Source organism: Streptosporangium sp. NPDC053982, from assembly GCF_055585205.1.
The window spans coordinates 375,859-399,273 of record NZ_JBVJKQ010000006.1 but is presented as its reverse complement, the minus strand read 5'-3'; the positions used below and the strand labels follow the sequence as shown (position 1 = coordinate 399,273).

The following is a 23,415-nucleotide window of genomic DNA, read 5'->3' as shown; positions in this document are numbered from 1 at the left end:
GCCGTTCGACGCGCCGTTCACGGGGCCCGCCACAGCCGGACCCGCAACTCGCCGCGCAGCCGGTGCGCGCAGGCCGCCGGTGGGATGAGGACGCTGGTGAGCAGCATCCGGCCGATCTCGGCGGGGGTGCGCGGCCCCGGGGCGATCCTGGCCCAGGCGAACTCGGCGGTCAGCGCCAGCCAGCCCGCCCCGGCCGCCGCCGCGACCCCCCTGGCCAGCGTGCGTGCCGGACCCCGGCCCCGTTCCGGGAGGACCGGAGTCAGGACCCGCCGGCCATGCGCCCGTCCTGGGACGCCCGGCAGTCCGCGGTTCCACACCGGTCCGGCCGCCCGGCCTCGGCCCCGTGCCGGCCCGGACGCCCGGCCGCGGGCCGGCGCGCCGGGACCGGCGATCCCGGCGATCACGGGCAGCGCGCCCGCGAGGACCGCCAGTCCGCCGAGGCAGGTGATCAGCGCGTGGCGGCGCAGCCGTCCCGCCCCGCCGCCGACGGCCATCCTCCAGGCCGGGCCGTGCAGGCGGCGCATCAGCGCGTCGTCGGCGTTGCCGCGCTGGCGTCGCACGCTCGCCCACGGCCCGTCGTCGCGGAACGGATGGCTGGTGACGCGCTCGCCCCTGACCAGGCGGTAGCCGGCGGCCGTCACCCGCAGCGCCAGGTCGGCGTCCTCGCGGTAGGCGCGCGGGAAGCGCTCGTCGAATCCGCCGACCCGCTCCAGCGCCTCCCGCTGATAGGCCATGTCGGCGGTGATCCAGCGGGAGCGGGCGAGTCCGGCGGTGGCGCGCTCGTCGTCGGTGGGCCGCCCGCCCTCGGGCGGCGGCACGTGGATGCGGCCCTGGCTGCCCGCCACCTCGGCCGGCAGGCCGTCCAGGTCGGCGTGGAGCGTCTTCGCCCAGCCGGGGGCGGGGATCACGTCGTCGTCCAGGAAGGCGATCCAGGGGGTGTCCGCGGCCCGCCAGCCGGCGTTGCGGGCGGCGGCCGGCCCCCTGCCGCCCGAGCGCACCGTCCGCACCCCGTCCGGCACCGGCAGGGGTGCGGTGCGGGCGCCCGCCGGGCGGTCGTCGACGACGATGACGTCCAGGCCCGGGTCCAGCGCGGCGAGCGTCGCGGCGAGGCTCGGCCGGCCCACGGTCGGGACCACCACGGTGATCATGCGGTGAACACCCCCGCCCGGCGCACCAGGAACGGTCCCAGGGCCAGCACGTCCACCGGAGCCGACCCGAAGCACTCCAGCGCGTCCCGCGGATCGTCGACCATCGGACGGCCCGCGGTGTTCAGGCTGGTGTTGACCAGCACCGGAAGCCCGGTCCGCGCCTCGAACTCCTCCAGCAGCCGCGCCAGCAGCGGCTCACTCTCCCGCTCGACGGTCTGGACGCGGGCGGTGCCGTCCACGTGGACCACCGCCGGGATCCGGCCGCGCCACTCGGGCGCCACGTCGTGGACGAACAGCATGTACGGGCTCGGCACCGGTCCCCGGCTGAAGATCCGCCCCGCCCGCTCGGCCAGCACCATCGGCGCGATCGGACGGAACCGCTCGCGGCCCTTGACGTCGTTGAGCCGCTCGGTGTTGGCCACGTGTCCCGGATGCGCCAGCAGGGACCGGCGCCCCAGCGCGCGGGGACCGTACTCGCTGCGGCCCTGGAACCACGCCACGATCCGGTCGGCGGCCAGCTCGGCGGCCACAGCCGCGGCCAGGTCCGCCGGCCGCTCGCAGGAGACGTTCGCCGTCCGCAGCCAGGCCGCCAGCTCCGCCTCGCTCCAGGACCGGCCCAGATCCGCGCCCGGCATGGGCGCGGCCGGCTCCCCCGCCGCCGCGGCCAGGTGCAGCGCGCCGCCCAGCGCGGTGCCGGCGTCCCCGGCGGCCGGCTGCACCCAGACCCGCTCGAACGGGGTGGCCTCGCTGATGCGGGTGTTGGCCACGCAGTTCAGCGCCACCCCGCCGGCCATCGTCAGCGTCCGCAGCCCGGTGCGGCCGTGCAACCACCGCGCGAGGTCCACCAGCACCTCCTCCAGCCTGGCCTGGACGCTCGCGGCGAGGTCGGCGTGCTCGCCCGTCCACTCGCGGTGCGGGCGCAGGGGCTTGGCGAAGGCGCTCCAGTCCACCGGCTCGGTGCGGAACCCGCCGTCCCCGGTGGGGTGGACGAGGGCGCGCAGCTCGGGCAGGAACCGGGGGCGGCCGTAGGAGGCGAGCGCCATCACCTTGTACTCGTCGCTGGAGCGCAGGAATCCCAGGTGTGTGGTCAGGCTCTCGTACAGCAGGCCGAGCGAGTGCGGCAGCTCCTGGGCGGCGAGGATCTCCAGGGCGCCGTTCCGGTAGGCGCCGGCCAGGTGGGAGACCGCCTCGCCCCGGCCGTCGCAGACCAGGACGGCCGAGTCGGTGAACGGCGCGGCCAGGCCCGCGGAGGCGGCGTGCGCGATGTGGTGGGGCACGAAGCGCACCCGTGCCGCGTCCAGTCCGGGCAGCGCGGCGGCCAGGAAGGATGGGGCGCGCCGGGCGTAGGCGGTGCGCAGCTCCTCCCAGCCGGCGTCCTGGCCCGGCCCGCCGGGCACCACGAGGTCGGGGTCGTAGGAGTAGGCCACCGCGTCCAGGTCCTCGGGGCGCAGCCCGGCGCGGTCCAGGCACCAGGCCGCCGCCTGCTCGGGCAGCTCCCACGCCGAGAACGGCACCGGGCGCTTGCCGTGCTTCCGCCGGTTGAAGCGTTCCTCCTCGGCCGCCGCGACCACTTCCCCGTCCACGACCAACGCGGCAGACGGATCATGAAAAATCGCATTTATCCCGAGAAATCTCATTGAGTCGCCTCTCGTGGTGTAGTTACTTAACTACCGAGAGCAGCGCTTCTCAAAACGAACATTCCGGGAAAAGAGGCACCAAGGGCCGCAAACATCACTCTATGTGATTTCGGCCGGGGAGGTTCGGCGGGTCCGCACCCGGACCCGCCGAACCGTCAGCGCCCCTCGGTCTCGTCCGGGTCCCACGCCCCGGACCCGGCGGCGCCCTTGCGATCGTCGATCATCTGCGGCTCGGGACCCTCGTCGTCGACGCCCTCCGGGGCCCCGGCTCCGGCCGTGTCCACCCGGTCGTCGGGCACCTGCGCCGGCGGGTCGTCGCGCTCGGGATCGGTCTCGGTCATGGGTGCTCTCCTGCCCCCTCGGAAGATCCCCCCGAAGCCCGGACGCGGCGTCCGGTCCCCGGGAGGGCGTGGCCGTTCGCACGCGGAGACTTACCTATCCACCCGGTGGGTCCTTATAGCCGGCGGCCGGAGGGAATCGCCGCACCGGCCGGGAGAAACCCGCGACCGCGATCCTGCGGATCACCACCGTGAGCGCCGCGGTGGCGATCGCCGCCCAGGTCTGCGCCTGTGACAGGCGCAGCAGTCCCGCGGCGAGGAGGAAGTCCAGCAGCACCGCGACCGCGGTCCGGGGCCCGCCGGCGGGCAGAACCGCCAGCGCGGCGACCACCCCGGCGGCGACGATCAGGTTGACGGCGGCCTGGACGATCTCCCCCACCCCTGCCTCCCCGTCCTCCCGATCCGTCCCGGCGGCGCCGGCGACGCCGTGCCTCACCGGCTGGACCCCCCGGCGGCGCCGCCGGACGCGACGGGCCGGGCGGAGTCGACCACGCGCCCCTCCCGCTCGATCTCCTTGCCGAGGAAGAAGTTCAGCGCCGTCCGGATGGTCGCGATCGCGGCGAGCTGGCCTATCTGGCCGAAACTCGGTGCCACGGCCGTGCGCAGCACGTCCCCGGCAAGCTGGAACTCCAGCCCGAGGACGAGGAACCGCCCCAGGAACAGGCGCACGCCCACGAACCCCTGCCCCTCCCGCCGTCCCACCGCGGCCAGCAGGAACCGTACGAACGCCACGGCCGCGCCGGAGAAGATGACCAGCGCGCCGGCCGCCTCGACGAGGCGGACGAACAGGTTCACGACCTCCCGAAGCGTCTCCTCGGGCAGGATTTCCGGCATGTGATGCTGTTACCCGCCGCCGGGCGCGCGGACCCCTCGGCACCGGTACGGCGAGGCGGCCCCGGCCTCCCCGCGCGGCGCGGCCGGCCGGCCTGCCGGCCTCGGAGCGTGAGTTCGCCGTCGCCCCGGGAGGCGTGAGATCGTTGCGCCCCATGAGCGGTTCGTTGACGATGCCCCGTTTCCTCCTGCCGGCCGTGCTCGCCGCCGGGCTCACCGCCTGTTCGGCGGGCGGCGGCACGGCCGCTCCCCCGCCGTCCCCGGCGGTCTCCTCTCCCGCCGCGGCGGAGAGCACCCCGGCCGGTGAGCCCTCGGCCTCCGCGTCCGCCGAGCCCACCGCCCCCGACGGCTCCGGGGAGACGGACTCGCCCGGGAAGCCGACGGAGGACCCCGGCGTGGCCGCCCGGGACGACGACGCCGGCGACGCGGAGCCGGCCGTCTACCTGCTCGGCGACCTCGGCCTGAACGCGGCGCAGCCGGACACGCTGGACGTGCTGACCGGCGCCGGCGACACCCAGTCCGTCCCGCTCAGCCCGCACGCCGAGGTGCTCGACCAGCGGGGCCGGATCTGCGACAAGGGGAAGGCGCCGCACCGCTGCACCGTGGACCAGCTCAAGAAGGCGCTGGGCGCCCGCAAGGCGATCCGCGCCAAGGTGACGCTCAGGAAGGGCACCGCCGTACTGGTCGAAGAGGTCACCGGGGGCTGAGGACTCCTCGGGCCCGGTGCCGCGGGACGTCCCGCGGCACCGGTTCCTCAGGCCGGACGAAGCGGGACGTCCCGGGGCCCCGGGTTCCTCAGGCCAGGCAGCGCAGGGCGTCCCGCAGCGCCGGGTCGAGACGCCCCTCGGGCAGTCTGCCGACCGTGGCGTCCACGAACTCCGCCACGGGCAGCCGCTCGCGCCGGCCGTCCATCCGCACCGCGACCAGGTCGCCGCCCGGCTCGGCCCGGGCCGGGGAGCCCCGCTCGGTGAGGACGAACGCGCCCACCGCCGCCCGCCACCGGGCGCGCCCGCCGTTCTCGCCGTCCCCCACGGGCGCTCCGACGTCGTCGGCGTGGGTGGCGTACTCGGAGTCGTAGTGGAACGCCTGCAGGCCCACCGGGTACGGCCCGGCCATGGTCGGCAGTTCGGCGTCGCGGCCGAGTTCGCGCATGCGGCGGCGCGTCTCCCCGTTGGCCCGGCGCCACTCGCCGAGCACCTCCTCCACGGGGACGTCGCGGCGGCGCCGTACGCACCATTCGTTGAAGCCGTCGAAGCCGCCGCCGACGCCCTCGCGTCCGAGCGCCGCGCGGAAACCTTCCAGGTCGTCGTCCAGGCAGGCGTGGTTGTACATCTCCTCCCCGGCCAGGTGCGCGAGGACGTCCCGCACCGACCAGCCCTCGCACCGCGAGGGACGCGCCCATCCCGTGGCGTCGAGCCCGGAGAAGAAGCGGTCCAGGCGGGCCGCCTCGGCGTCGAAGATGTCGAAGGGATCGAGGGAGGCCAGGCGCGCCTCGGCGTCCTCGCGGTCGCCGCGCCCCGAAGCGTGTTCTGTGCTCATGCGGGTCCGGTACCCGCCCGGCCCGCTCCCGAACGGCCCGCCGCCCCGGCCCGGCCCGGCCGGATCCCGTACGGCCCGGCCCTCCGACCGGTCCCGTCATCCGTACGGCCCGCCCCGTGCGGCCCGGCCTTTTCCCGCGCGGAGGCTTGCCCGTGCCCAGAAAGGGCACGCGGCTAGGACAGCAGTTCCGCGACGTGGAAGGACCCACCGGAAATGGCCGACAGGCAGAGAGTCGTCATCGTGGGGGGCGGTTTCGCGGGGTTCACCGCCGCACGCACCCTCGCCCGCATGGCCCGGGGAGCCATCGAGATCGTCCTCGTCAACCCCACCGACTACTTCCTCTATCTCCCGCTGCTGCCCGAGGTCGCCGCGGGCGTCCTCGACCCGCGCAAGGTCGCGATCCCGCTGGCGGGCAACTGCCCGGGAGTGCGGCACCTGCTGGCCGCGGCCGAGTCCGTGGACATCGAGAACAGGCGGGTGACGTGCGTCGACGCCGAGGGCAACCACCGCGACCTGTCCTACGACCGCCTGGTCCTGGCCGTCGGCAGCGTCAACAAGCTGCTGCCCGTCCCCGGGGTCGCCGAGCACGCGCACGGCTTCCGCAGCATCGCCGAGGCCCTCTACCTGCGCGACCACCTGATCCGCCAGATCGAGCTGGCCGACGCCTCCGACGACCCCGAAGAGCGCCGGGCGCGCTGCACGTTCGTCGTGGTGGGCGCCGGGTACACCGGGACCGAGGTGGCCGCCCAGGGTCAGCTGCTCACCCGCGACGCGGTCCGGCGGCGGCCGGGCCTGCGCGACCAGCCGATCCGCTGGATCCTGGCCGACCTGGCCCCGCGCATCCTGCCGGAGCTGGACCGGCGGCTGTCGGACACCGCGCAGCGCACCCTGTCCGAGCGCGGCGTGGAGATCCGCACCGGCACCAGCGTGGCCGAGGCGTACGCCGACGGGGTCAAGCTGTCCGACGGGGAGCACGTGCCGACCCGCTCGCTGATCTGGTGCGTGGGCGTGCGGCCCGACCCGTTCGTGGAGTCCATGGGACTGCCCACCGAGAAGGGCCGGCTGCTGGTGGACGAGTACATGAACGTCCCCGGCCACCCGGAGGTCTTCGCCTGCGGCGACGCGGCGGCGGTGCCGGACCTGACCAACCCCGGCAAGTACACGCCGATGACCGCCCAGCACGCCAGCCGCCAGGGCAAGCAGGTGGCCCGCAACGTCGCCGCCACCTACGGCCGCGCCGAACGGAAGCCGTACAAGCACAACGACCTGGGGTTCGTCGTGGACCTGGGCGGGCTCAAGGCCGCGGCGAACCCGCTGGGCCTGCCGCTGTCGGGCCTGCCGGCGAAGGCGGTGACCCGGGGCTACCACCTGCTGGCCGTACCGGGCGGCCGGGCCCGCATCGCGGGGAACTGGCTGCTGGACGCCCTGCTGCCGCGGCAGATGGTCCAGCTCGACCTGGTGCGGGGCGGTTCGGTCCCGCTGACCAGCTCCTCTCCCGAGCGGCCCGACGGCCTCAGCGGCGGCTGACCCGCCCCGGCGGCGGGTGGTCGCGCGAGGACTCGGGAGAGGAGGCCCGCGGACGCGGGATCCACGTGCTCCACACGCGCCGGATCCCCCGCGCCCGGCCCCGCGTCCGCCGTCCCCGTGTGTGACGGGCGGCGACGAGGGCAGGGGCGCGGCATGACGACGCAGTCTTACTGGATGGAATCGGCTCCCGGCCGGCCGCACGCGACCCTGGTACAGGACCTGGAGGTCGACGTCGTGGTCATCGGCGCCGGGATGGCCGGGCTCAGCGCCGCCTGGGAGCTGCAGCGTGCGGGCCGTACGGTGGCCGTGGTCGAGGCGGGCCAGGTCGCGGGGGGCGTCACCGGCAACACCACCGCCAAGCTCACCGCCCAGCACACGCGGATCTACGCCCACCTGGAGAAGTCGGCGGGCGCGGAGGCCGCCCGGCTGTACGCCTCCTCCCAGCAGGCGGCGATCGAGCACCTGATCGCCACGGCGGGCGAGCTGGGGATCGACGCCGAGGTGGAGCGGATGCCCGCGTTCACCTACGCCGAGTCGTCCGAGGGCGCCGAGGAGCTGTGCGCCGAGGCCGAGGCCGCGGCACGGGCGGGGCTGCCCGCGTCGTTCGTCACCGAGACGCCGCTGCCGTTCCCGGTCGCCGGGGCGGTGCGGGTGGACGACCAGGCGCAGTTCCACCCGCGCCGCTACCTCATGGGGCTGGTCGACGCCCTGGTGGCCGGCGGTGCGCTGGTCTTCGAGCACAGCCGGGTGACGGAGCTGTCCGAGAGCGACCCGTGCCGCGTCACCACCTCCGACGGCGTCACCGTCACCGCCCGCGACGTGGTGGTGGCCACGCACTATCCGATCTTCGACCGGGCGCTGCTGTTCTCCCGGATGGAGCCGAGCCGCGAGCTGGTCGTGGCGGCGGCCGTACCCGCGGACCGGGCGCCCGAGGGCATGTTCGTCACGTCCGAGGACAACACCCGCTCGGTCCGCACCGCCCCGTACGGCGAGGGCCGGCGGCTGCTGATCGTCACCGGCGAGACGTTCAAGCCCGGCGCCGGGAGGGTCGGCGACCGCTTCGACCGGCTGGCCTCCTGGGTCACCGACAGGTTCGGCGCCGAGGAGGTCTCCTACCGGTGGGCGGCCCAGGACAACCACACCACCGACCGGCTGCCGTTCGTCGGCCTCCTGCACCCCGGGGCCCGGCACGCCTACGTCGCCACCGGGTTCGGCGGGTGGGGCATGAGCAACGGGGTCATGGCGGGACGGCTGCTGGCCGAGCTGATCACCGGGGGCGGCTCCCCCTGGGCGAAGCTGTACGACCCCCGCCGGCTGCACCCGGTGCGCGAGGCGGGCGCGGCGCTGCGCATGCAGGCCACTGTGGCGCGGCACTTCGTCGCCGACCGCTTCGGCGCGGGACAGGCGGAGGAGGCCGAGGCCCTCCGGCCGGGCGAGAGCGCGGTGCTCAAGATCGGCGGGGAGCGGTGCGCCGTGCACCGGGACGATTCCGGCCGTCTGCACGCCGTCTCCGCGGTCTGCACCCACCTGGGCTGCGTGGTGGGGTTCAACGACGCCGAACGCGCCTGGGAGTGCCCCTGTCACGGCTCACGCTTCGGCGTGGACGGCGAGGTCCTTCAGGGACCGGCCGTCGAGCCGCTGGCCCCGGTCGAGGGTCTCGCGACCGGTCCCGAGTCCGTCCGGGCGGACGGTCCCGGAGCGGGCCCCGCGTAGGGGCCCGCGGCCGGTGACGGAGGCGGAGGCGCGGTTGGGCAGGCCGGTGACGGGTGGTCCGCCCGGTGCCGGTAGGGCTCAGCCTTCGGCGCCGAGCCACAGGTCGGGGCCGAAGACCTCGTAGTGGACGTCCCGCGCCGCCACGCCCGCGCCGATCAGCGCCGAGCGCGCCGCCCGCATGAAGGGCAGCGGACCGCACAGGTAGGCCGTCGCCTCCGCCGGGACCTCCATCCCGGCGAGGTCCATCCACCCGGAGCGCTCTCCGCCGGCCGCGCCGTCCTCGTACCAGAAGAGGCGCGTCGCGTCGGGCAGCGCGGCGACCAGCCGCTCGGTGTCCTCGCGCAGCGCGTGGTCCGCCGGGGAGCGGTCGGCGTGCAGCACCAGCACGCGCCGCGTGGAGCCGGTGCGGACCAGGTGCTCCAGCATGGCGACCATGGGGGTGCAGCCGATGCCGGCCGAGGTGAGCACGAGCGGGCCGTCGCCGTCCTCCAGTGCCACGTCGCCGAAGGGCGCCGTCAGGGTCAGCTCGTCGCCCTCGCGGACGGCGGCGTGCAGGAGGTTGGAGACCTCGCCGTCCGGGCCGCCCTCGCCGCGCACCCGCTTGACGGTGATGCGCCGGAGGCCGCCGGCGTCCGCACCCGGCAGGCCGTCCTCACTCGAAAGGCCCGACAGGCTGTACTGGCGGAGCTGGCGCACGCCGTCGGGCATGCGCGCCTCGACGCTGACGTACTGGCCGGGACGGGCGGGCGGGACCGGCCCGCCGTCGGCCGGGCGCAGCAGGAAGGACACCACGTCGGGCGTCTCCTCGCGGCGTCCGACGACGCGCCACCGGCGCCGGCTGTCGCCGTCGGCGATGCCCGCCTCGGCGTAGAGGCGGGCCTCCATGGCGATCAGCGAGCCGGCCATCAGCCAGTAAACCTCGTCCCAGGCGGCAACGACGTCCGGGGTGACGGCGTCGCCCAGCACCTCGGCGATCGCGCCGAAGAGGTACTTGTGGACGATCACGTACTGGTCGTCGGTGACCCCGAGCGAGGTGTGCTTGTGCGCGATGCGGGCCAGCAGCGCGTCGGGGCGCTCACCGGGGTTGTCCAGCAGCATCGTGGCGAACGCGGCGATGGAGCCGGCCAGGGCGCGGCGCTGGGCCCCGCTGGCCTGGTTGCCGCGGTTGAACAGGCCGTCGAGCAGCTCCGGGCGCTCGGCGAACATCGTGCCGTAGAACCGGGCGGTGATGTCGTCGAGCGACGCTCCGATGACCGGCAGCGTGCTGCGGACGATCGCTGCGGACTCCGCGGACAGCATTGGACCTCCTGCGACGGGTGCGGGGAGACGCGGCCAACTTAATTTGCATCTCACATACATATTAAAGACCGGGCAGCCGCCCCTCCCCCCGGGCCGGAGGTCACCCGCCATAGGGCCGAAAGTCACATCATCCGGAAATCCCCTGTTCAGCCGGAGGACGCACCGGACGGCGTCCTCGGCGGCAGCAGGCCGAGCAGCACCGGGCCTGTCGGCTCCGTCACCAGCTCGTCGATCGTGACCGGGTCGAGCGCGGCGTAGAACGCCTCCTTGGCCCGTGCCAGCGCCCCGCGCAGCCGGCACGCGGCCCGCAGCGGGCAGGGCACCGCGTCCTCACAGCCGACCACGTCGCCGTCGCCCTCCAGCGCGCGGACGATGGCGCCGACCGACGTCCGGTGGCCCGCCCCGGTCAGCCGCAGCCCTCCCCCGCGTCCGCGCCGGGTGTCCACCAGCCCCATCTCGCTCAGCCGCGCCACCGCCTTGGCCGCGTGGGTGTACGGCACGGCCAGCACCTCGGCGACCGACCGGGTGGTGGGCTGCTCGTCGCCGTCCGCCACGGCCAGCCGCATCACGATGCGGAGCGAGATGTCGGTGAAGGCGGTCAGGCGCATGCAATCACGGTATTCCGTCCCGTCCGCCCCGGCGACCGGCCGGTACGGCACGGGCCTCCCCTACCTCGGACGCGGTAGATCCGCCTGACTCGTACGGCGTCTGCGACAGAGAGAAGCACCTCCGCAGGCGGATGCCCGGCGACGGGTCCGGCGGGCATGGTTCTGGCGTCCGGTCCACCCGAAGCGTCCGGTCACACGAAGCGTCCGGCCGCAGAAGCGTCCGGCCGCAAGGAGAGGGGAGCGCCTCATGTCCGTCCTGTCTGTGGTCGCCACACCGATCTGTACGAGTGCGACGGAATGCGCGGGTCAGGGTGTCGGCACCTTCCTCGGCACTCCTCAGCGGATCTGGGCCAGCGTGGCCGCACTGCTGGCGTTGGGCGCCGTGGTCACGGGTGCCGTGGCCATCGGCCGGCCGGCGTCGCGCTCCGGCCGTCGCACCGGCGACGGCCGCAGGAGAGCAGCCGTCGCGGCTTTGGCCGGGGGCCTCATCGCCGCGGTCAACGGCGCGGTGAACCTGGCGGTCGCCGACGGCGGCCTCGGCACCGGGAACGGAGTGTTCGGAGGCGCCCTGGCCTCGACGTTCGGACTGGCCGCCGCGGTCCTCGGCGGACTGTCCCTGGCTCGCTCCCGCCGTACCGCCGAGCACTCGGCCGCGGACCGCTGAGCGGGCGTCCGAGAAGGTTCAGGCTCCGGTTCCAGGACCGGCGTGGCATCTACGGGGTGCCGCGGTCGGCGGCGTCCCCCGATGTGGAGCGGGTACCGTTGTGCGGCCTTTCCCGTGTCCCTGATCCGGGCCGCCGGAAAGCCCGGATCGTTCCAGGCCTGGTTCCCGCACGTCCCCCGGCGGTCAGCGGCCAGAGAGGCGGGCCAGCAGCCCGTCCAGCGGTCGCGGCACGCGGTCGGGGTCGAGTGCCGCGGCGAGCAGGGCGGAGTAGCGGATCTTGCGGCCGCCGCCCGCGCCCATGAACCGGCGCAGCTGGTCGTGCGTGTCGCGTCCGCGCCACGCGGGCTGCCTCTGCAGGGTGCGGAACGAGCCGAGTTCGCCCTCGGCGTCGAGGACGCGTTCGACCGCGGCGGCGCCGAGGGCGCGGATCAGCTCGTCCTCCAGGTCGGCGACGCACACGAAGAATCCGAGCGCCTCCAGACCGCTCCGGCCGGGGCCCGGCCCGAGACCGGCGCGCTCGAGTGCCCGCCGGAAGTCGCCCTCCTCCCCTGCGTCGCACAGGCCGGCCAGCCGGAGACCGCTACCGGCGGGACCGAACCTGCCGACATGGGCCCCGATGTTCGTGGCCCCGCCCATCGCCACGACGGAGACGCCCTCGGCCGCCAGGTCCAGGCCACGGCGCGCGGCCAGCGCCTCGACGGCCGACCTGTCGCTGACGCCCTCGACCAGGACCACGGTCCGCGTATCGCTCACGGGCCCAGCCTCGCACCGAGTCCGGGGAGCTTCATCCCCTTTTTACGCGGCGGACGCAGTGAGCCCGCGAATCCCTGGACGGCCGGGGTGGCTCCTTGGTCCCGCTGCCCCGTCCGCATCGTGATGGGGCCCTTCGGAGGTCATGAGGCGGTGAGATGGGCGCGGAGGGCTGCGGCTCCCGATTCGGCGAGCCAGTCGGCGAGGGTGCGCAGTCCGGGATGGATGACGCGCAGGGCCTCGATGTCGGCGTGCCAGCGGTCGCCGGCCTGCCAGCGCTTCCTGGTCTCGGCGATCATCGGACCGAGCGCGGCGGCCTCGTCGTCGGTGATCTGCTCGTACCGGACCGGAATGCCGGTGGCCTCGGTGATCGCGGCGGCGGCCTCGACGGGGGTCGGCTGGTCCCCGGCCAGTTCCAGGGTCCGCCCGGCGAACCGGGACGGGTCCGCGAACGCGAGCGCGGCGAATTCGGCGATGTCCTCCAGCGCGATGACCTGCATGGGCTCGTGCGGAGGGAAGAGGTGCCGGTGCACGCCGCCGGAGATGCCGTCGAGGCCGATCGCCCCGCCGAAATAGTTGGTCACGAACCGGACCGGGCGCAGCACGGTGGGCAGTGCGATGCGATCACGCAGGTACTCCTCGATCAGCGTTTTCCCCTCCGAATGCCGTGACGCCGCCGATGCCGAGGCGATGGTGCTGAACACGACCCGCTCGATCCCCGCCGCGGCGGCCGCGTCGATCAGCGCCCGGCCCCGGGCCACCTCGAGATCCGTTTCGGGTCCGGCCGGACCGAGGGACACGGGCGGTACACCGAAGACGGCGGCGACGCCGTCGAGCGCGGGCGGCAGGCTCGCCGGATCGTCGAAGTCGCCGGGTACGAGCCGGGCGCCCGCGGCTTCCAGCGCGGCGGCGGCGGGTGCGGCCGGGTCGCGCACCAGGGCCCGCACCGGCCATCCGCCGGCGAGCAGTCGGCGGGCGGTGACGCCACCCTGCTTGCCGGTGGCGCCGGTGACGAGGATCGGGGAGTCAGGGATGGCCGGTGTCGTGGTGGTCATGGTGCCCTTTCCGGTGACGGTGGAAGATGGTCGGGTGATCCGGAATGCTTCACCCGTTTCAAGGCCACAGACAAGGATTTCGTGACATGGCAGCAGCACCGGACGCGGCGCCCGCCGAGCGCGCGGACGCCCGCCGTAACCGGGAGATCGTGCTCCGCACGGCGACGCGCGTGTTCGCCGAGGAGGGGCTGGAGGTGTCGATCGGCCGGATCGCGCAGCGCGCCGGGGTCGGGGCCGGGACCGTCTACCGGCACTTCCCGAGCAAGGAGATCCTGGTCGAGGCGGTGCTCGCCGAACACGTCAAGGACCTGGTGGCCGCCGCCGACCGTTGGGCCGCCCGCGCCACGCCCGGTGACGCGCTGTTCGGGTTCCTGCTCGAAGTGATCGAGAAGTCGGGGGGCCGCCGGCACATCTGCGATGCGCTCACCGCCGACGGGAGCTGGCCGCGCGCCGTGCTGGCCGGCGCCGCCCAGCGGTTCCACGAGGCGCTGGAGCGTCTGCTGCGTGACGCCGTACAGGCCGGGGCGATACGCGCCGACGTACGAGCCGACGATCTGTCCGCGCTGACCGTCGGCGGCGGCGCTCTGCGTTCGGCGCACCGGGACCGGGAACGCGGCATGCGGCTGGTACGGGTGCTGCTGGACGGGCTGCGCCCCCAGGCCGTCACGAAAGCCGAGACCTTCCGTGACGCGTCCTCCCGCCCCCGTCACGAAACCGCCCCGAGGTACTGCGTGGAATGCGGCGCGCGACTGCGTGTCCACGCCACCGGCAGGCCGCCCCGTTACTGCGGCCCCGCCTGCCGCCAGCGCGCCCACCGGCGCCGTTCCGTCGCATAGCGGTCCGGTTTCGCCCGGCACACCGGCCGGCGCACGTCTTCGCGAGATGACCCGGTGACGCCCCGGGACGCCGCCCGGGCACGGCACGGGGCCGCGGGAGCGGTCCGGCCTCCCTCCCGCCGGGCCGTCCAGGGATGTGCTATCAATTAAATGACCAAACAGTGGAGTTTGGTCAAAATTCTTGGAACGGCTGGTTCTCAAGGACATGACGGCACAGACCAGACCCCATGACGGCTCGCCCGGCGAACCGTCCGGCGACGCGCCCGGCGACACGCACGGCCCGCCGGGCGACTCGCGGAACGGCCCCGGAGACGGGACCGGGGCACGGCCCCGGCGGCCCGGCCGGCCCCCGCGCGACGCCGCCCGGCACCTGGAGCGGGCGCACCGCATCCTCGACACCGCCTGCGACCTCGTCCTCGACCGGGGCTACGACGCCACCACGGTCGGGGACATCGCCCGCCGCGCCGGGGTCGCCAAGGGCACGATCTACCTGCACTGGCGGACCCGCGAGGAGTTGTTCGCCGCGCTGCTGCGCCGGGAGCGGGCCGAGATGGCGGCCGACGTGCGGAAAAGCGTGGAAGACACTCCCGGCCGGCTCCGCGACCTGCTCGGCCTGCTCGCCGCCGGGCTGCTGCGCAGGCCCCTGCTGCGGGCGAGCCTCCTCGGCGACTCGGAGGTGCTGGGCGGGCTCACCCGGGCCAAACGCGACGGCCCGGCGGACGCCGAGCTGCGCGCCGGGCTCGGCCCCTACCTCGCCGAGCTGACCCGGCACGGCGCGCTGCGGGCCGACCTGACGCCCGCCGAGCACGTGACGACCCTCTCGTCCATCCTCTACGGGTTCCTGACCATCCCCCGCCTGCTGCCCGGACCGTACGTCCCGGACGACGAACGGCTGGCGGAGCTCGTCGCCGACGCCTGCGGCCGGACGCTGGAGTCCGGCACGGCGCCCACCGGCGACGACGCCCGCGAGATCCGCCGGGCGACCCTGCGGCACATCGACTTCGTCCTGGAGAGCGCGCGGCGGAAGCTGAGCCTGTCCCTGGGCACCGAGGAGACCCCCCGATGAACGTCATCCCCTTATCCGACGACGCCGCCGACCTCGCGACCGCGGGCGGCAAGGGCGCCTCCCTCGCCCGGCTGGTCCGCGCGGGCCTGCCGGTACCCGGCGGCTTCTGCGTCACCACCGGCGCCTACCGCGACTTCGTCTCCCGCGGCGGCCTGCACGAGGAGATCATGCGCGCCGTCGCCGACCTGCCCGCCGACCGGGCCGCCCGGCGGATCGCCGGACTGTTCGCCTCCCGGGAGGTCCCCGGGGAGACCGCCGCGGAGATCCTCGCCGCCCACGCGAAGCTCGGCGGCGAGGACCACGACGTCCCGGTCGCCGTACGGTCGTCGGCCACCGCCGAGGACCTGCCCGGCATGTCCTTCGCCGGGCAGCAGGACACCTACCTCAACGTCCGCGCCGGCGGCCTGGTGGCGGCGGTCGCGCGTTGCTGGGCGTCGCTGTGGACCGAGCGGGCCATCGCCTACCGGACCGGACAGGGCGTCCCGCACGACGACGTGGCGCTGGCCGTGGTCGTCCAGGAACTCGTGCCCGCCGACGCGGCCGGCGTCATGTTCACCGCCGACCCGGTCAGCGGCGTCCGTGACCGGATCGTGGTCAACGCCTCCTGGGGACTGGGTGAGGCCGTCGTCGGCGGGCAGGTGACACCCGACACCGTCGTGGTCGACCGGTCCACCGGCGAGGTCGCCGAGGAGCACGTCGCCGACAAGGCCGTCATGACGGTCCGCACGCCCGACGGCACGCGCGAGGAGCCGGTCCCGGACGACCTGCGCCGCCGCCCCGTCCTCGACCGGGCGCTCGCCCTACGGCTGGCCCGGCTCGGCGAGGAGATCGAGGAGCTGTACGGCACGCCCATGGACGTCGAGTGGGCCCTGCACGACGGCACGCTCCACATCCTGCAGGCCCGCCCGGTCACCGGCCTGCGCCGGCCCGTCGAGGAGTGGAACGACTCCCTGAAGGGCGGCTACCTGTGGACCTCCGCCAACCTCGGCGAGGCCATCCCCGACGTGATGACGCCCTGCACCTGGTCGGTCGTGCGGCTCTTCATCACCGAGGCCATGTCGGCCTCGGCGATGCCCGGCTTCGACCTGGTCGGCAACATCGGCGGCCGGTTCTACATGAACCTCAGCGTGATGTACTCGATCGCCGCGGCGCTGGGCATGAAGGGACGGCTCGGCGCGACCGAGCAGGTCTTCGGCAGGCTCCCGGCCGGTCTCGACGTGCCGCCGCTGCCCGCCTCGCGCTGGGAGATCATCAGGGCCGTGCTGCCCATGGCCTTCACGCTGCGCCGCCGGGTGCGGGTCAACCTCGCGCGGATGCCCGCCTTCCTCGCCACGGCCAGGGAACGCAACGCGCGGCTGCGCGGGCGGATCGCCGGGACGACCTCCCCCGCCGAGCTGGCCGCCCTGTGGGAGGAGGAGCTGCTGCCGTACCTGACGGAGGCGTGCCGGGTGCTGGAGGCCGCCGGACGGCAGGGCGGCGCGACCCTGGTCATGACCCGCGACCGGCTGCGCGGACTGGTGGGCGAGGTCGACGCCGAGGCGATGCTCACCGGGGCCGGAGCGGACGGGGAGCTGGCCAGCCTCGGCCCGATCGTCGGCCTGGGCAGGCTGGCCAGGGGCGAGATCGACCGGGAGACGTTCGCCCGCGAGTACGGGCACCGGGGGCCGCACGAGTTCGAGCTGTCGTCCCCCCGGCCCGGCGAGGACCCGCGGTGGATCGACGCGCAGCTCGCCGCCATGTCCGGGGTCGAAGACAGGGAGGAGGAGCTGTTCGCCCGCCGGAGGGAGGCGGGCGAGGCCGCCTGGCGGCGGTTCGGGGAACGCTTCCCGCGCAGGGTCGCCGCCATGCGGCGGAGGGTGGCCCGGTGGAGCCTGGTCGTCCGTGACCGCGAGGCGACCCGCTCCGAGGTGATCCGGGCCTTCTGGGCGGTACGCGACCTCGTGCTGCGGGCCGGGGAGCTCACCGGCCGCGGCGACGACCTGTTCTTCCTGTCGATCCAGGAGATCGTCGCCCTGCTGCGCGGCGACGAGAGCCCCCTGGACCGGGTCGCGGTACGGCGGGCGACCTACGAGCGCTACGCCGCGCTGCCCGCCTACCCCACGCTGATCGCCGGCCGCTTCGATCCCGAGCGCTGGGCCGCCGACCCCGGCCGGCGGCGCGACCTCTTCGACGCCCGGGGCGGCGGCGTGCCGGTGAGCGAGACGGTCACCGGGTTCCCCGGCGCGCCCGGGATCGTCGAGGGCACGGCCCGCGTCATCGACTCCCCCGAGGACGGCGACCGGCTCGCCCCGGGCGAGATCCTCGTGACGACGCTGACCAACATCGGCTGGACCCCGATGTTCCCCCGCGCCGCCGCCGTCGTCACCGACATGGGCGCGCCTCTGTCGCACGCCTCGATCGTCGCGCGCGAGCTGGGCATCCCGGCGGTGGTCGGCACCGGCAACGCGACCATGCGCCTGCGCGACGGCGACCGGATCAGAGTGGACGGCGAACACGGCACCGTGGAGGTGCTGGCCTCCTGACGGTGGCACGCGACGCCGGGGCTCTAAGCTGCCGGTCATGCGATACCTCCCCCCGAGTGACGCCGGTTCGCGGCGCCCGGCCGCCGCCGTCCGCCTGACCGTTCTCGCGGTGGCCGTGTGCCTGGCCGCGTGCGCGGTCACGGTGCCGTACGGGACGCCCGCGCGGGCCGCCTCCGCCGCGGACCCGCGCGCCGCCACGCGGGGCGTCCCGGCGGCGGCGCCGTACGGGACGACCGCGGCACCGTACGGGACGACCGGCCGGAGCGCCTCGGCCGGGAGCCCGTCCCTGGGCGGGGGGAGGCTGGCGGCCGCGCCGTGTCCGGAGCCTCCGCTCGTCGACGGCGGGATCCCCCGGGGGCGTGAGTACCTCACGGCGGTCATGAGGTGCCTGGACAGGTCGTGGTCCGGTCACTTCGCGCGGGCCGGGCTGCGTTTCCGCGCGCCCGCGGTCCGCTTCTACGAGGAGCCCGCCGAGCGCGTGTGCGGGGTGCCCTGGCCCGCCGGCGCGGCCGCCTTCTACTGCACGGAGAGGGCCACGGTGGTGTTCCCGCTCACCGGGGAGTGGATCGAGGGCCGGACCGACCTGTACCCGCTGAAGGTGGCGGCGCACGAGTACGGCCACCACCTGCAGAGCCTCACCGGCGTCCGGACCCGCTACGAGGCCCGCGCCCGCGTGGAGCGCGCCCGCCGGGCCGAGCTCGGCCGCCGCTACGAGCTGCAGGCCGACTGCCTGTCGGGGGTGTTCCTGGGCAGCGTGCGGCGGTCCCTGTCTCGCACCGCTCGGGACTGGGAGGCGCTGGCGGAGGCGGTCCGGGCCGGCGGCGACAGCGGTGACGACGGCGATCCGCGCACCCACGGCGCCGGCGCGCACCGGGGCCGCTGGTTCGACCGCGGTCTCCACGCGGTCTCTCCGTCGGCCTGCGACACCTGGGCGGCGCCGTCGTCCGCGGTGTCGTGACCTGCGGTGTCGTGACCGGCGGGGCCGCCGCCGTGGCGGGCGGCGGCGTGGCGGACCTCCGCATGGCGGGCACAGGCCGTACAACGGGCACAGACCATACGACAGGCACGGACCGTACGGCGGGCACGGGCCCGGCGGGCGCAGGCCGTACGACGGGCGGGGGCGGGGGTGGTGGCGCGTGCTGAGGCTGGACCGGCTGGTGAACGTCCTCGGCGGGTACGGCGCCCGCCTGTGCTGCGCCCCGGCGTCGCGGGCGGTGGAGCTGCGCAGCGTGGCGGTGCACGACCCGACCGAGCCCTCCCCCGCGACCGGCGACGTGTTCCTGTCGGTCGGCGTGGACTCCGCGGCCGGCGCCGTACGGCTGGCACGGGCGGCACGCGCCGCCGCGGTGCTGGTGCGCGGGCGTCCGCCGCTGGACGAGGAGGCCCTGGCCGCCGCCCGGGACGGCGGGATCGCCGTGCTGCTGGTGGAGCCGGAGGTGTCGTGGAGCCAGCTTGCCGGCGTGGTGTACGGGCTGGTCGTCGAGGGCCGGGAGACCGACGCCGGGCGGGGGCCCGCCGACCTGTTCGCCCTGGCCGACGCGCTGGCGTCCGAGGTCGGCTCCGCGGTGACGATCGAGGACCAGATGTCGCGGGTGCTGGCCTACTCCGGTTCGCAGCAGGCCGCCGACCCGGCGCGGCTGGAGACGATCCTGGGCCGGCGGGTGCCGGAGGCCGTACGCGGGCTGTTCGAGCGCGGAGGCGTCTTCGCGCACCTGACGACCTCCGACGAGCCCCTGTTCGTCGAGCCCTCGCCGGAGCACGGCCTGCGGGGGCGGATGGTGGTCGCGGTCCGCGCCGGACGGGAGCTGCTCGGCTCGATCTGGGTGGAGTGCGAGCGCCCGCTGTCCGACGGCCGCCGGACGGCCCTCGTGGACGGGGCGCGGGCCGTCGCGCTGCACCTGCTGCGCTCCCGGGTCGGCGCCGACCTGGAACGCCAGGTGGAGTCGGACCTCGTGATCCGGCTGCTGGAGGGCACGGCCGAGGGGCCCTCCCTGGTCAGCCGGCTGGGCCTGCCCGGCGGCCTGTTCCGGGTGATCGCCCTGCAGGCCCACGTCGCCGAGGAGCGGCACGCGGCGATCCTGCTGGCCTTCGAACGCGCGACCACGGGGTTCGGCTGGTCACGGCCGGGACGAAGCGCCCTGTTCGGCAACACCCTGTACACGGTGCTGCCCTGCGGCGGCGATCCCGGGCCCGCCCGCGTCTGGATCGCCTCGATCGTGAACGTCCTGCCGCGACGGGTCACCGTGTTCGCCGGCGTCGGCGGGGCCGCGGACCTGGGCCGGCTGCCCGCGAGCCGGCAGGAGGCCGACGAGAGTCTCGCCCTGCGGGCCGCCCGGCCCGATGGTGACCTGGCGGTCGTCTACGACGAGTCGTGGGACGGGATCCTGTTGCAGCGCCTGCGGGCGGCCGCCTCCGCCGGGCGCGTCCCGGCCCGCGGGCCGGTCGCCGAGCTGACCCGGCACGACGCCGAACACGGCACCCGGTACGTCGCGACGCTGCGCGCCTGGCTGGAGGAGCAGGGGGATCCGGTGACCGCCGCGGGCCGCCTGGGCGTCCATCCCAACACCGTCCGCTACCGGATGCGCAGGATGAGGGAGCTCACGAACCTGCAGCTGGAACTGCCGGAGAAGCGGCTGGCGATGATCATCGCGCTGGCCGCCGGGCAGGACGAGCGTCCCTGACCCCGGGACGGCGGCCCGGTCCTCCGGCGTCCGCGGCTTCGGGGGACGCCCCGGCGGTTCCCGAAGGCGTCCCGGCGGTTTCCGGGAACGCCGGCGGCGGCCCCGGTGTTCGTCGCGACGGTTTCCGGGAACGCCGGCGGCGGCCCCCGTGTTCGTCGCGGCCGGACACGATCCCGGTGTTCGTCGCGGCCGGATACGATCCCGGCGTTTGTCACGGCCGGACAAACCCGGCGCCCCCGGTTGTCCGACGCGCACAGACCGTCACCGCGCCGGGCACGTCATGCTCGTGCCACGCGGGCCGGACCCGCGTCGGGCGTACGGCGAGCGCACGCCCGGCGGATGCCGGACGTACGGCGGGCAGACCCCGGACGCACGGCGAGCCGACGAGCCGGAGCCGGCGAGTCGAGGGGAGAGGGTTGTCATGGGCATCGAGGGCGGACCGCGCACGGCTGTGGTGATCGGCGCCGGTGTGGTGGGGCTGTCCACCGCCTGGTTCCTGCAGGAACGCGGTGTGGAGGTCACCGTGGTGGACCGCGACGGGGTCGCCGCGGGCGCGTCGTGGGGCAACGCGGGCTGGCTCTCCCCCGGGCTGGCCATCCCGCTGAACGAGCCCGGGGTGCTGCGCTACGGCATGCGCTCCCTGCTCGACCCGAGCGCCCCGCTGCACGTGCCGGCCACCCTGGACACGGGGCTGTGGTCCTTCCTCGCCCGGTTCACCGCCAACTGCACCTGGCGGTCGTGGGGCCGCGCCGTGAAGGCCAACCTCCCGTTCAACGAGGAGTGCCTGGAGGCGTTCGACGTGCTCACCGCCAACGGCGTCGAGGCGCCCACGGTCGAGGCGCCGATCCTGGCCGGGTTCGCGACCCCGCGCCAGGCCGTGGGACTCCTGCACGAGCTGCGCCGCATCAACCGGTCCGGGCTGCACATCGACTACGAGGTGCTCGACCGCGACCGCCTCGCCGCGTACGCGCCGCAGCTCTCCTCCGGGGTGCGGGTCGGGATCCGGCTGGACGGCCAGCGTTACGTCGACCCCGGGGAGTTCACCCGCTCGCTGGCCCGTTCCGTCGTCGCCCGCGGCGGCGTCATCAGGTCCGGCTTCCGGGTGACCGGGGTGCGCGACGACGCGGGCCGGCTCACCGTCCGGTCCGGCGCGGGCGACGACGTCACCGCCGACGCCGTCGTCCTGGCCACCGGGGCCTGGCTGAACGTGCTCGGCCGGGAGTGGGGGGTGCGGACGCCGGTGCGCGCCGGACGCGGCTACTCCTTCACCGTGCCGACCGCCGAGCCGGTTCCCGGGCCGGTCTACCTGCCCGCCGTGCGCGTGGCCTGCACGCCGTACCGGGGCGGGCTGCGCGTCGCCGGGACGATGGAGTTCCGCGACGCGGACGCCCCGCTGGACGCGCGGCGCGTCGAGGCCATCATCGAGTCGGCCCGGCCGTTGCTGGCCGGCGTCTCCTGGGAGGAGCGGACCGACACCTGGGTCGGCCCCCGCCCCGTCACGCCCGACGGGCGTCCGCTGGTCGGCGCGACCCGCGCGCCGGGCAGGTTCGTCGCAGGCGGGCACGGCATGTGGGGGTTCACCCACGGGCCGGTGACCGGGCGCATGCTCGCCGAGCAGATCACCACCGGCAAGCAGCCCGAGGCCCTGCGCGACCTCGACCCCACCCGCTGAGGACCTGCACTGAGGACCCCGCGCTGAGGATCCCGCGGTGAGGACCCCGCACTGAAGATCCCGCACTGAAGATCCCGCCGCCCGCGCCGCCGCCCGGCGCGGGCGGCGGCGTGAGAACTTTTACCGTCTCCTGGCCGGTATGTGCCATTGGGCGGAGGCGATGGGACCAAAGACCCTGATGTTCGGACGTGCCCTCCGGAGAAGGTGATCTCCGAGTGCTCGCCGCCACGAGGGATCGGAGGGTTTCGCCGCGATGAGGACCACCTCGCAGACCGCCGCGCGGGCGACCGGAGCCGGGAGAGGCGCGGCGACCGCGCTGACGCTGGCGACCGTCGCGTTCGCGGTGAACTTCTGGGCCTGGGCCCTGCTCAGCCCGCTCGGCCCGGCCTACCAGGAGCTTCTCCGCCTGAGTCCGGGCGAGGTGTCGGTCCTGGTCGCCGTCCCGGTCATCGTCGGCTCACTGGGCCGGATCGTGCTCGGCGGGCTGACCGACCGCTACGGCGGGCGCGCGGTCTTCGCGGCGGCGAGCCTGCTGGGCGTCGCGCCGGTGGTGTTCCTGGCCTTCGCCGAGAACTACCCGGCGCTGCTGACCGGCGGCTTCCTGCTCGGCATGACGGGGGCGACCTTCGCGATCGGCGTGCCGTACGTCAACGCGTGGTTCCCGCCGGAGCGCCGCGGGCTGGCGCTGGGAATCTTCGGCATGGGCAACATCGGCACCGCGATCTCCGGCTTCGCCACCCCGCGCCTGGCGGACGCCTACGGCCGCCAGACGCCGTTCTTCGTGGTCGCCGCCGCGCTCGTCGTGGTCGGCGTGGTCTTCTGGGCGGTGGGCCGCAACGCCCCGGGCACCCGGCCGTCGGCCGAGCCGTTCACCGCCCGGTTCCTCGCCGCGGCGCGGCTGCGCGTCACCCGCGAACTGGCGGCGATGTACGCGCTGACCTTCGGCGGGTTCGTCGCCTTCGGCGTCTACCTGCCGCTGTACCTCAGGTCCGGCTACGGCCTGACCGTCGCCGACGCCGCGGCCCGGGCAGCCGGGTTCGTGGTGCTGGCCACCGTCGCCCGCCCGGTGGGCGGCTGGCTGGCCGACCGGCTTGGGGGCCGCCCGGTGCTGGCCGCGGCGTTGGCGGTCGTGACGGCGTGCGCGGTCGTGGTGGCCTTCACCCCGGCGATGCCGCTGGCCACGACCGCCTTCCTGACCATGGCCGCGGCGCTCGGCGTGGGCAACGGCGCGGTGTTCGCCCTGCTGGGGCGGACGGTCCCGGGCCCGATGGTCGGCAGCGCGACCGGCGTGGTCGGCGCGGCCGGCGGGCTCGGCGGGTTCCTGCCGCCGATCGTGATGGGGCTGATCTACCAGGCGACCGGCTCCTACGCCATCGGCCTGATGCTGCTGGCGACGGTCGCCGCCGCCGCTTTCGTCTACTGCCGCTTCGCGCTCAGTGTGAAGCCGGGCGTGAAGGAGACCGCCGTATGACCGCCGTGGACCGCCGCTTCGCGCCCGGCGCGAAGGAGCCGAACGAGCCGAAGAGGCC

Annotated in this window: 21 protein-coding genes; 11 read left to right on the top strand and 10 right to left on the bottom strand. The window is 75.1% G+C overall.

The genetic code is table 11. The features are described 5' to 3' along the window. Positions 1 to 17: 17 nt before the first annotated feature. The 5 genes from ACZ6W9_RS13485 to ACZ6W9_RS13465 form a co-directional block, all read right to left on the bottom strand. Positions 18 to 1,148, bottom strand: a complete 1,131-nt coding sequence (locus ACZ6W9_RS13485; RefSeq protein WP_389955433.1) for a glycosyltransferase family 2 protein — start codon at positions 1,146 to 1,148, stop codon at positions 18 to 20. Then, entirely contained in the window at positions 1,145 to 2,785 is a 1,641-nt protein-coding gene (locus ACZ6W9_RS13480; protein WP_389955436.1) for a carbamoyltransferase family protein, read from the bottom strand. The genes ACZ6W9_RS13485 and ACZ6W9_RS13480 overlap by 4 nt, the downstream gene beginning before the upstream one ends. A 155-nt stretch (positions 2,786 to 2,940) precedes the next feature. Next, on the bottom strand, positions 2,941 to 3,126 hold the full coding sequence (locus ACZ6W9_RS13475; protein WP_389955438.1) for a hypothetical protein: 186 nt from the start codon (positions 3,124 to 3,126) through the stop codon (positions 2,941 to 2,943). Positions 3,127 to 3,220: 94 nt separating this feature from the next. Continuing rightward, a complete protein-coding gene (locus ACZ6W9_RS13470; protein WP_389955441.1) occupies positions 3,221 to 3,502 on the bottom strand; it encodes a hypothetical protein in 282 nt (93 codons plus the stop codon). 53 nt (positions 3,503 to 3,555) lie between these two features. Continuing rightward, positions 3,556 to 3,957: a DUF1622 domain-containing protein gene (locus ACZ6W9_RS13465; RefSeq protein WP_389955444.1), complete on the bottom strand. Its 402-nt coding sequence runs from the start codon at positions 3,955 to 3,957 to the stop codon at positions 3,556 to 3,558. Positions 3,958 to 4,109: 152 nt separating this feature from the next. Between ACZ6W9_RS13465 and ACZ6W9_RS13460 the strand changes: the two genes are divergently transcribed. Then, positions 4,110 to 4,661 (top strand): hypothetical protein, encoded by a 552-nt coding sequence (locus ACZ6W9_RS13460; RefSeq protein WP_470117888.1) that lies wholly within the window; start codon positions 4,110 to 4,112, stop codon positions 4,659 to 4,661. An 88-nt stretch (positions 4,662 to 4,749) separates the two neighbouring features. Here the strand turns inward: ACZ6W9_RS13460 and ACZ6W9_RS13455 are convergent, their stop codons facing one another. After that, positions 4,750 to 5,493: a maleylpyruvate isomerase family mycothiol-dependent enzyme gene (locus ACZ6W9_RS13455; protein ID WP_470117886.1), complete on the bottom strand. Its 744-nt coding sequence runs from the start codon at positions 5,491 to 5,493 to the stop codon at positions 4,750 to 4,752. 213 nt (positions 5,494 to 5,706) lie between these two features. On the opposite strand from ACZ6W9_RS13455, the gene ACZ6W9_RS13450 reads away from it, so the two are divergent. Continuing rightward, complete coding sequence (locus tag ACZ6W9_RS13450; protein WP_389955451.1) at positions 5,707 to 7,020, top strand: NAD(P)/FAD-dependent oxidoreductase; 1,314 nt, start codon at positions 5,707 to 5,709, stop codon at positions 7,018 to 7,020. Between the two features lie 153 nt (positions 7,021 to 7,173). Beyond that, positions 7,174 to 8,733 (top strand): FAD-dependent oxidoreductase, encoded by a 1,560-nt coding sequence (locus tag ACZ6W9_RS13445; RefSeq protein WP_470117883.1) that lies wholly within the window; start codon positions 7,174 to 7,176, stop codon positions 8,731 to 8,733. A 78-nt stretch (positions 8,734 to 8,811) separates the two neighbouring features. On the opposite strand, the gene ACZ6W9_RS13440 is transcribed toward ACZ6W9_RS13445, so the two are convergent. Both ACZ6W9_RS13440 and ACZ6W9_RS13435 read right to left on the bottom strand, forming a co-directional pair. Further along, positions 8,812 to 10,032, bottom strand: a complete 1,221-nt coding sequence (locus tag ACZ6W9_RS13440; RefSeq protein ID WP_389955456.1) for a globin domain-containing protein — start codon at positions 10,030 to 10,032, stop codon at positions 8,812 to 8,814. A 146-nt stretch (positions 10,033 to 10,178) separates the two neighbouring features. Then, a complete protein-coding gene (locus ACZ6W9_RS13435; protein ID WP_389955458.1) occupies positions 10,179 to 10,640 on the bottom strand; it encodes an RrF2 family transcriptional regulator in 462 nt (153 codons plus the stop codon). Between the two features lie 247 nt (positions 10,641 to 10,887). On the opposite strand from ACZ6W9_RS13435, the gene ACZ6W9_RS13430 reads away from it, so the two are divergent. After that, positions 10,888 to 11,304, top strand: a complete 417-nt coding sequence (locus tag ACZ6W9_RS13430) for a DUF6223 family protein (protein ID WP_389955461.1) — start codon at positions 10,888 to 10,890, stop codon at positions 11,302 to 11,304. 183 nt (positions 11,305 to 11,487) lie between these two features. On the opposite strand, the gene ACZ6W9_RS13425 is transcribed toward ACZ6W9_RS13430, so the two are convergent. Beyond that, the gene (locus ACZ6W9_RS13425; RefSeq protein WP_389955463.1) at positions 11,488 to 12,057 is read right to left on the bottom strand and encodes a TOPRIM nucleotidyl transferase/hydrolase domain-containing protein; all 570 of its coding nucleotides are present in this window, start codon (positions 12,055 to 12,057) and stop codon (positions 11,488 to 11,490) included. Between the two features lie 140 nt (positions 12,058 to 12,197). Next, complete coding sequence (locus ACZ6W9_RS13420; RefSeq protein ID WP_389955465.1) at positions 12,198 to 13,109, bottom strand: NmrA family NAD(P)-binding protein; 912 nt, start codon at positions 13,107 to 13,109, stop codon at positions 12,198 to 12,200. 86 nt (positions 13,110 to 13,195) lie between these two features. Between ACZ6W9_RS13420 and ACZ6W9_RS13415 the strand changes: the two genes are divergently transcribed. The 7 genes from ACZ6W9_RS13415 to ACZ6W9_RS13385 all read left to right on the top strand — a co-directional run bounded on the left by ACZ6W9_RS13415 (position 13,196) and on the right by ACZ6W9_RS13385 (position 23,357). Next, positions 13,196 to 13,945: a TetR/AcrR family transcriptional regulator gene (locus tag ACZ6W9_RS13415; RefSeq protein ID WP_389955468.1), complete on the top strand. Its 750-nt coding sequence runs from the start codon at positions 13,196 to 13,198 to the stop codon at positions 13,943 to 13,945. A gap of 181 nt (positions 13,946 to 14,126) precedes the next feature. Further along, a complete protein-coding gene (locus tag ACZ6W9_RS13410) occupies positions 14,127 to 15,011 on the top strand; it encodes a TetR/AcrR family transcriptional regulator (RefSeq protein WP_470117879.1) in 885 nt (294 codons plus the stop codon). Next, on the top strand, positions 15,008 to 17,533 hold the full coding sequence (locus ACZ6W9_RS13405) for a PEP/pyruvate-binding domain-containing protein (RefSeq protein WP_470117878.1): 2,526 nt from the start codon (positions 15,008 to 15,010) through the stop codon (positions 17,531 to 17,533). The genes ACZ6W9_RS13410 and ACZ6W9_RS13405 overlap by 4 nt, the downstream gene beginning before the upstream one ends. A 37-nt stretch (positions 17,534 to 17,570) precedes the next feature. Next, positions 17,571 to 18,491: a neutral zinc metallopeptidase gene (locus tag ACZ6W9_RS13400; protein ID WP_470117876.1), complete on the top strand. Its 921-nt coding sequence runs from the start codon at positions 17,571 to 17,573 to the stop codon at positions 18,489 to 18,491. Positions 18,492 to 18,669: 178 nt separating this feature from the next. Further along, on the top strand, positions 18,670 to 20,214 hold the full coding sequence (locus ACZ6W9_RS13395; RefSeq protein WP_470117874.1) for a PucR family transcriptional regulator: 1,545 nt from the start codon (positions 18,670 to 18,672) through the stop codon (positions 20,212 to 20,214). A 421-nt stretch (positions 20,215 to 20,635) separates the two neighbouring features. After that, entirely contained in the window at positions 20,636 to 21,886 is a 1,251-nt protein-coding gene (locus ACZ6W9_RS13390) for an NAD(P)/FAD-dependent oxidoreductase (protein WP_470117872.1), read from the top strand. Positions 21,887 to 22,139: 253 nt separating this feature from the next. After that, entirely contained in the window at positions 22,140 to 23,357 is a 1,218-nt protein-coding gene (locus tag ACZ6W9_RS13385; RefSeq protein ID WP_470117870.1) for an MFS transporter, read from the top strand. Positions 23,358 to 23,415: the final 58 nt, after the last annotated feature.

Bases quoted from the DNA above. Each gene is read 5' to 3' on its own strand.
- ACZ6W9_RS13485 (WP_389955433.1), bottom strand. From the start codon at position 1,148: ATGATCACCGTGGTGGTCCCGACCGTGGGCCGGCCGAGCCTCGCCGCG.
- ACZ6W9_RS13480 (WP_389955436.1), bottom strand. From the start codon at position 2,785: ATGAGATTTCTCGGGATAAATGCGATTTTTCATGATCCGTCTGCCGCG.
- ACZ6W9_RS13475 (WP_389955438.1), bottom strand. From the start codon at position 3,126: ATGACCGAGACCGATCCCGAGCGCGACGACCCGCCGGCGCAGGTGCCC.
- ACZ6W9_RS13465 (WP_389955444.1), bottom strand. From the start codon at position 3,957: ATGCCGGAAATCCTGCCCGAGGAGACGCTTCGGGAGGTCGTGAACCTG.
- ACZ6W9_RS13460 (WP_470117888.1), top strand. From the start codon at position 4,110: ATGAGCGGTTCGTTGACGATGCCCCGTTTCCTCCTGCCGGCCGTGCTC.
- ACZ6W9_RS13455 (WP_470117886.1), bottom strand. From the start codon at position 5,493: ATGAGCACAGAACACGCTTCGGGGCGCGGCGACCGCGAGGACGCCGAG.
- ACZ6W9_RS13450 (WP_389955451.1), top strand. From the start codon at position 5,707: ATGGCCGACAGGCAGAGAGTCGTCATCGTGGGGGGCGGTTTCGCGGGG.
- ACZ6W9_RS13445 (WP_470117883.1), top strand. From the start codon at position 7,174: ATGACGACGCAGTCTTACTGGATGGAATCGGCTCCCGGCCGGCCGCAC.
- ACZ6W9_RS13440 (WP_389955456.1), bottom strand. From the start codon at position 10,032: ATGCTGTCCGCGGAGTCCGCAGCGATCGTCCGCAGCACGCTGCCGGTC.
- ACZ6W9_RS13435 (WP_389955458.1), bottom strand. From the start codon at position 10,640: ATGCGCCTGACCGCCTTCACCGACATCTCGCTCCGCATCGTGATGCGG.
- ACZ6W9_RS13430 (WP_389955461.1), top strand. From the start codon at position 10,888: ATGTCCGTCCTGTCTGTGGTCGCCACACCGATCTGTACGAGTGCGACG.
- ACZ6W9_RS13420 (WP_389955465.1), bottom strand. From the start codon at position 13,109: ATGACCACCACGACACCGGCCATCCCTGACTCCCCGATCCTCGTCACC.
- ACZ6W9_RS13415 (WP_389955468.1), top strand. From the start codon at position 13,196: ATGGCAGCAGCACCGGACGCGGCGCCCGCCGAGCGCGCGGACGCCCGC.
- ACZ6W9_RS13405 (WP_470117878.1), top strand. From the start codon at position 15,008: ATGAACGTCATCCCCTTATCCGACGACGCCGCCGACCTCGCGACCGCG.
- ACZ6W9_RS13400 (WP_470117876.1), top strand. From the start codon at position 17,571: ATGCGATACCTCCCCCCGAGTGACGCCGGTTCGCGGCGCCCGGCCGCC.
- ACZ6W9_RS13390 (WP_470117872.1), top strand. From the start codon at position 20,636: ATGGGCATCGAGGGCGGACCGCGCACGGCTGTGGTGATCGGCGCCGGT.
- ACZ6W9_RS13385 (WP_470117870.1), top strand. From the start codon at position 22,140: ATGAGGACCACCTCGCAGACCGCCGCGCGGGCGACCGGAGCCGGGAGA.